Origin of the sequence: Streptomyces glaucescens (genome assembly GCF_002154375.1) — a bacterium.
Lineage (GTDB): Bacteria > Actinomycetota > Actinomycetes > Streptomycetales > Streptomycetaceae > Streptomyces > Streptomyces glaucescens.
Map to the genome: position 1 here is coordinate 1 of NZ_MUND01000623.1, position 5184 is coordinate 5184.

Consider the following 5184-nt stretch of genomic DNA (forward strand, 5'->3'; position numbering starts at 1 on the left):
GTCGCGGGTCGGCGCCGTCGCCGTCCGCGGGTTCGTCGTGGCCGCTCGCGCAGCGCCCCGCACCCCCTCACGGCCGGCGGCGTGCCGCCGCCTTCCGTATCTCCCCCAGTGGGATGTTCGCCTGGTCGCAGAGGGTGGCCAGGTCGAAGTAGATCGACTCGCCCGCCATCAGGCCGTCCCGGAAGGGGACGACGTTGGCGAAGGGGACCGCGAAGGAGCCGCCGCCCGGTGGGATCCCCAGCCAGTCGCCGCGGCTGGTACCGCGCAGCGTTCCCCATACGGCGACGACGTCGTCGCCGTAGGCGATGCCCTCGTCCTCGGGGGCGAGGTCCGGGAACGCGGTGAAGTACTGCTGCTGGTAGGCGGCGCGCACGGCGTCCGTGCCCTGGCTGCGCAGCCCCAGCGCCTTCGTCTCCAGGAAGCAGTCACTGACGAACGTCCTGAGGATGCCGTCGATGTCCCGGGCCGCCTCCGCCGCGCGATGGGCCTCGAAGAGGCGGCGCATCTCGGTGGTGTCCATACCCGTGCTCCCAGCCGGGCCCGCTCGGGTCCTCTCCCTCGATCGTAGGAAGCGCCCGCCGGGGCGACCACCGGGCCGACGCCACCGCCCTGCCGCTCGCCGCTCAGCCCGACGTGTCCGCCATCGCCAGCTCGTGGAGACGTTCCGGTGGGCCCGGGCGGGCGTAGTACCAGCCCTGCGCCGTGTCGCAGCCAAGTATCCGCAGTTGTTCGGCCTGGGCGCCGGTCTCCACGCCCTCGACCGTGACCGCCAGGTTCAGGCTGTGGGCGAGGGAGACGATCCCGTCCACGATCTTGAGATCGACGGGGTCGGCCGGGAACTGCTGCATGCTCTGGGTGAAGGAGCGGTCCAGCTTGAGGACGCTCACCGGGAGCCGGCGGAGGTTGGCGAGGTTGGAGTAGCCGGTGCCGAAGTCGTCCAGGGCGATGTCCACGCCCATCTCGGCCAGCCTGCGCAGCGGCTTCAGCAGGTCGTCGTCGGCGCCGATCAGGGCGGACTCGGTGACCTCCAGGCACAGCGCGTCGGGGTCGACACCCGCCGTCTCCAGGATGTCCACCGTGTCCTGGACCAGCCCGGGGTGGGTGAGCTGGCAGGGCGAGAGGTTGACGTTGATGCGCAGCGGGGCGGTGGCCGTGCCGGCGTGGCGTTCGCGCCACTCCTTGGCCTGCCGCACCGACTGCTCCAGCACCCAGCGGCCCAGCGGCACGATCAGGCCGGTGTGTTCGGCGAGCGGGATGAACCGGTCGGGGCCGAGCACGCCGTGCTGCGGGTGCAGCCAGCGCACCAGGGCCTCGGCGCCCCGGACGCTGCCGTCGCCGAGGTGGACCAGCGGCTGGTACTCGATGAAGAACTCGCCACGGTCCAGGGCGGTCGGCAGCGCGGTGGTGAGCCCGTGCCGGGTGATGGCCCGGGCGTCGGCCTCGGCGTCGGCCAGCTCGAAGCGGTTGCCGCCCGCCGACTTCGCCCGGTACATCGTGATGTCGGCGCTGCGCAGCACCTCGGCCGCGCTGCGCTCCCCGGCCGGGCCCTCGACGATGCCGATGCTGCCGCGCACGGTCAGCTCCCGGCCGTCGATGCTGATGGGGGCGACCAGGGCGTTCATGATCCGGGAGGCCAGCTCGTCGACCTCGCGCCGGGTGTCGGGGCCGGTGGTCAGCGCCACGAACTCGTCGCCGCCGAGCCGGGCGACCATCTCGCCGGGCGCCGTGGCGCAGGACTGGAGCCGGTCGGCGACCTCGACGAGCAGCCGGTCGCCGGCCGCGTGGCCGAGGCTGTCGTTGATCGTCTTGAAGCCGTCCAGGTCCAGGTAGCACAGCCCGAACCGGTGCCCGGGGCCCGCGTTCAGCACCTTCTCCAGGCGCTCGAAGAACAGGGTGCGGTTGGGCAGCCCGGTGAGGGCGTCGTGGGTGGCCTCGTAGCGCAGCCGCAGGTTGAGCAGCCGGCGCTCGGTGGTGTCCTCCATCAGCGCGAGCTGGTACTGCGGGTTGCCGTCGGCGTCACGCAGCAGGGAGACCGTGAGGTTGGTCCACAGGACGGTGCCGTCGGGCCGGTAGAAGGCCTTCTCCACGTGGTAGTGCTCGCGTTCGCCGCGCACCAGTTCCTCGTAGAGCCGCCACACGTGGGGCGAGTCATCGGCGTGCGTCCAGTCGCGGACGTTGCGGCCGCGCACGTTGTGCTCGCCGCCGCCGAACATCCGCAGCAGTGCGCCGTTGACCTCCAGCACGTTGCCGTCCAGGTCGGCGATGCCGATGCCTATCGCCGCGCCCTCGAACACCGCGCGGAACCGGGCCTCGCTGGCGTGCAGCGCCTGGGCGACCACGCCCTGGGCGCGCAGCGCGGCCTGGGCGATGGCCTCCTGTTCCGCGAGGGTGCGCGCCCGCAGCGCCTGGGCGAACCCGGCGGCCATGGCGTGCTGGAGCCGCGCCGAACGCGCCCGCAGGCCCTCCTGGTCGCCGCCCTCGCCGCAGTAGAGCACCAGGTAGGCGTCCACGCAGTCCAGCGTGCGGCTCAGCGCGTCGGGATCGGTGCAGTGCGCGGCGACGAGCGCGGCGCCGACCGCTCGGCCCTCGGCCGCGTCGAAGGTCCTGGCCCGCAGCGCCCGGCTGAGCCGCCGGGCTAGCGGCAGCAGCTGCTTCTCGAACTCCGGCCGGGTCAGGGAGGTCAGGGTCACCGGGAAGACCGCCCGGCTCCAGATCGTCGCGAACCGGCGCAGTCTGTCCTCCGGCCCGTCCGGCTCCGCGCTCACGCCGTACGCCCCACGCCCGCGAAACCGGAGAACGCGTACGGATCCTCGTCCTCCGGCGCGGTGTCCGGCCGCCAGTGCGGCATCGGCACCAGTCCGGGTTCCACCATGTCGTACCCCTCGAAGAACCGCGCGATCTCGTCGCGCGAGCGCATGATCAGCGGGTTGCGAATGTCCTTGTATACGTCCACCGCTCCCCCCGCCCGCTCCGCCGGCAGTGGGATTCCCTCGTACGAGGCATGGGTCAGTACCAGCATGCTGCCGGGCGCCAGTGCGTCGCTCAACTGCGCCACCGAGCCGTACGGGTCGTCCGCGTCCTCCACGAAGTGCAGTATCGCAACGAGGAGCAGGGCCACCGGGCGGTCGAGGTCCAGCAGCCGCTCGACCTGGGGGCTGGTCAGGATGTCCTGCGGCTTGAGCAGGTCCGCGGCGACCACGTCCGCGTGCGCGTTGCCGTCGAGGACCGCCTGGCTGTGGGCGACGGCCACCGGATCGCGGTCGACGTAGACGACGCGGGCGCCGGGGCTTGCCGCCTGGGCGACCTCGTGGACGTTGCCGAAGGTCGGGATGCCGGAGCCGATGTCCAGGAACTGGGTGATCCCCTGGTCCACGGCGTGGCGGACCGCGCGGCGCATGAAGGCCCGGTTCGCCTGCATGATCTTGGGGAGTCCCGGCATGAACTCCATGGCCCGGCGGGCCGCTTCGCGGTCGACCTCGAAGTTGTGCGAGCCGCCCAGGTAGAAGTCGTAGATGCGCGCAACGCTCGGCACCGAGATGTCGATGCTCCGTGGGGCCCAGGCGGGACGCTCCATCTAGCTCTCCAAGGCATAGGCGATCCGGTGTTCGAGCAGAGGCTACTGATCGTCCGCCAAACGGGCGAGCTGAAACGGAAATTGACCATCCGTTCCCGGTCACTGCCTGCGGCACGTGCCGGATTCCGGAGGGCTCGCACGCTTCCACGCGACGTATCGGTGGCGTTCCGGAGAGTTCCCGTACGAGGAGATGTCGACGGGTGACGTCAGACGTCCGCCCCCGTCGCGGGGAGCGACGGGGGCGGACCGGTGGGGCGCGGCGGGCCGGGGAGGGCGCCGCTCGCGGGTGCTACTCCTTCTCCGGCGCACCGATCGGCTTGCCGTCGGGCGCCACGGCGAACCAGGTGCCGCCCACGCCCTGTCCGTTGGTGTCGCCCGGGGCGGTGTCACCGCTGAAGGTGTAGATGGGCCAGCAGTTGACGGTCTGCTGCTTGGTCCCGTCCGGGCGGGTGAAGCTCATCAGCCCCTTCTTCTGCACCCCTTCCGTGTCGTTCGCCTCGACCGGCGCGACGGCCGGCCAGTTCTCCAGGCAGGCGCCGGTGCAGGCGGAGACCGGCTTGGGCCAGGCCTCGTCCTTCATGAAGCGGTAGACCGTCATGCCGTTCTTGTCGACGACGATCTCGCCGAGCTTGGGGTCCTTGCGGGTGGACAGTCCGGGCAGATCGGCGAGCGCGGCCTTCTTGCCGTCGGGGGCGAGGGCGTACCAGGTGCCGCCGACGCCCTGCCCCCTGGTCTCACCCGGGGCGACGTCCTTGGCGTAGCGGTAGGCGGGCCAGCCGCCGACGGTCAGCTGCCTGGTGCCGTCGGCGCGGGTGACCTCGCCGAGCAGGTTCTTGTCGATGCCCGCGCCGGCCGAGGCGTCGTCCGCGGGGACCGGGGGCCAGGCGGTGGCGCACTCGCCCTCGCAGTTGGACTTGGGGGGTTCGGCGGTGTCCTCGTCGAACCGGTAGAGGGTGCGGCCGTCGGCGTCGGTCAGGACCCGGCCGAGTTCCGCGTTCGCGGAGACGCCCAGCTTGCCGGCCGGGGCGGCCGGGGCTGCGGCGCCCTGCTGGCCCGTCGCCTCCGCACCGGCACCCGCCCCGGCGCCGTTGCCGATGCCCGTGCCGCCGTAGCCACCGGCCGCGGCCGTCGCGCCGACGTTCTGGCTGGCCGGCTGGGTTCCGCCGCCGTCCTGGCCGCACGCCGTCGTCAACGCCAGCACGACCACGGCACCCGCCGCGAGTGAGGCGCTCCGCCAGGAGGTCTTCATTGTCAACTCCCCATCATCACAAGGCTCTTGCAGTCACAGCGCCCTGCTGCGCCGCCGCTCGACAGGGGGTACGGGCGAAGGTGGGGGGTGCGTTCAACACACGGGCGGAATTCTTCCCGGACGGGACGGGTCCGTGCGACCTGTTCGAGGTAATTCGAATGCGCGACGGAACCGGCGTCCAAACCTGCGCAAGGCCGTTTCCCTCCTTCGGGTCATTCCTCCGGCGTCCCGGCATGTCGGTGCCGGGCAGGCCTCATGATCTCCGGCGTGCATGGATCCGAACCGACCCATTTCCCCGTGACCGCAAGGGTTTTCACCCTGACGGCGCTGACGTGGGCCCTCGTGGGCGCGCCGGCCGGCG

General features: G+C 72.0%; 4 protein-coding genes. All 4 read right to left on the bottom strand.

Annotated elements, in window-relative coordinates; all coding sequences use genetic code 11:
* Positions 1 to 67 precede the first annotated feature (67 nt).
* The 4 genes from CCN42_RS33270 to CCN42_RS33285 all read right to left on the bottom strand — a co-directional run bounded on the left by CCN42_RS33270 (position 68) and on the right by CCN42_RS33285 (position 4823).
* Entirely contained in the window at positions 68 to 520 is a 453-nt protein-coding gene (locus CCN42_RS33270; RefSeq protein ID WP_086741137.1) for an ester cyclase, read from the bottom strand.
* 103 nt (positions 521 to 623) lie between these two features.
* Positions 624 to 2765 carry a putative bifunctional diguanylate cyclase/phosphodiesterase gene (locus CCN42_RS33275; RefSeq protein WP_086741138.1) on the bottom strand — a complete coding sequence of 714 codons (2142 nt, stop codon included), beginning with the start codon at positions 2763 to 2765 and terminating at the stop codon, positions 624 to 626.
* Positions 2762 to 3574 (bottom strand): SAM-dependent methyltransferase, encoded by an 813-nt coding sequence (locus CCN42_RS33280; protein WP_086741139.1) that lies wholly within the window; start codon positions 3572 to 3574, stop codon positions 2762 to 2764. The genes CCN42_RS33275 and CCN42_RS33280 overlap by 4 nt, the downstream gene beginning before the upstream one ends.
* A gap of 289 nt (positions 3575 to 3863) precedes the next feature.
* Positions 3864 to 4823, bottom strand: coding sequence for an SCO0930 family lipoprotein (locus CCN42_RS33285; RefSeq protein WP_086741141.1), 960 nt, complete (start codon positions 4821 to 4823; stop codon positions 3864 to 3866).
* Positions 4824 to 5184: the final 361 nt, after the last annotated feature.

Coding starts and splice junctions, on each gene's coding strand:
- CCN42_RS33285 (WP_086741141.1), bottom strand. CDS start 4,823: ATGAAGACCTCCTGGCGGAGCGCCTCACTCGCGGCGGGTGCCGTGGTC.
- CCN42_RS33270 (WP_086741137.1), bottom strand. CDS start 520: ATGGACACCACCGAGATGCGCCGCCTCTTCGAGGCCCATCGCGCGGCG.
- CCN42_RS33280 (WP_086741139.1), bottom strand. CDS start 3,574: ATGGAGCGTCCCGCCTGGGCCCCACGGAGCATCGACATCTCGGTGCCG.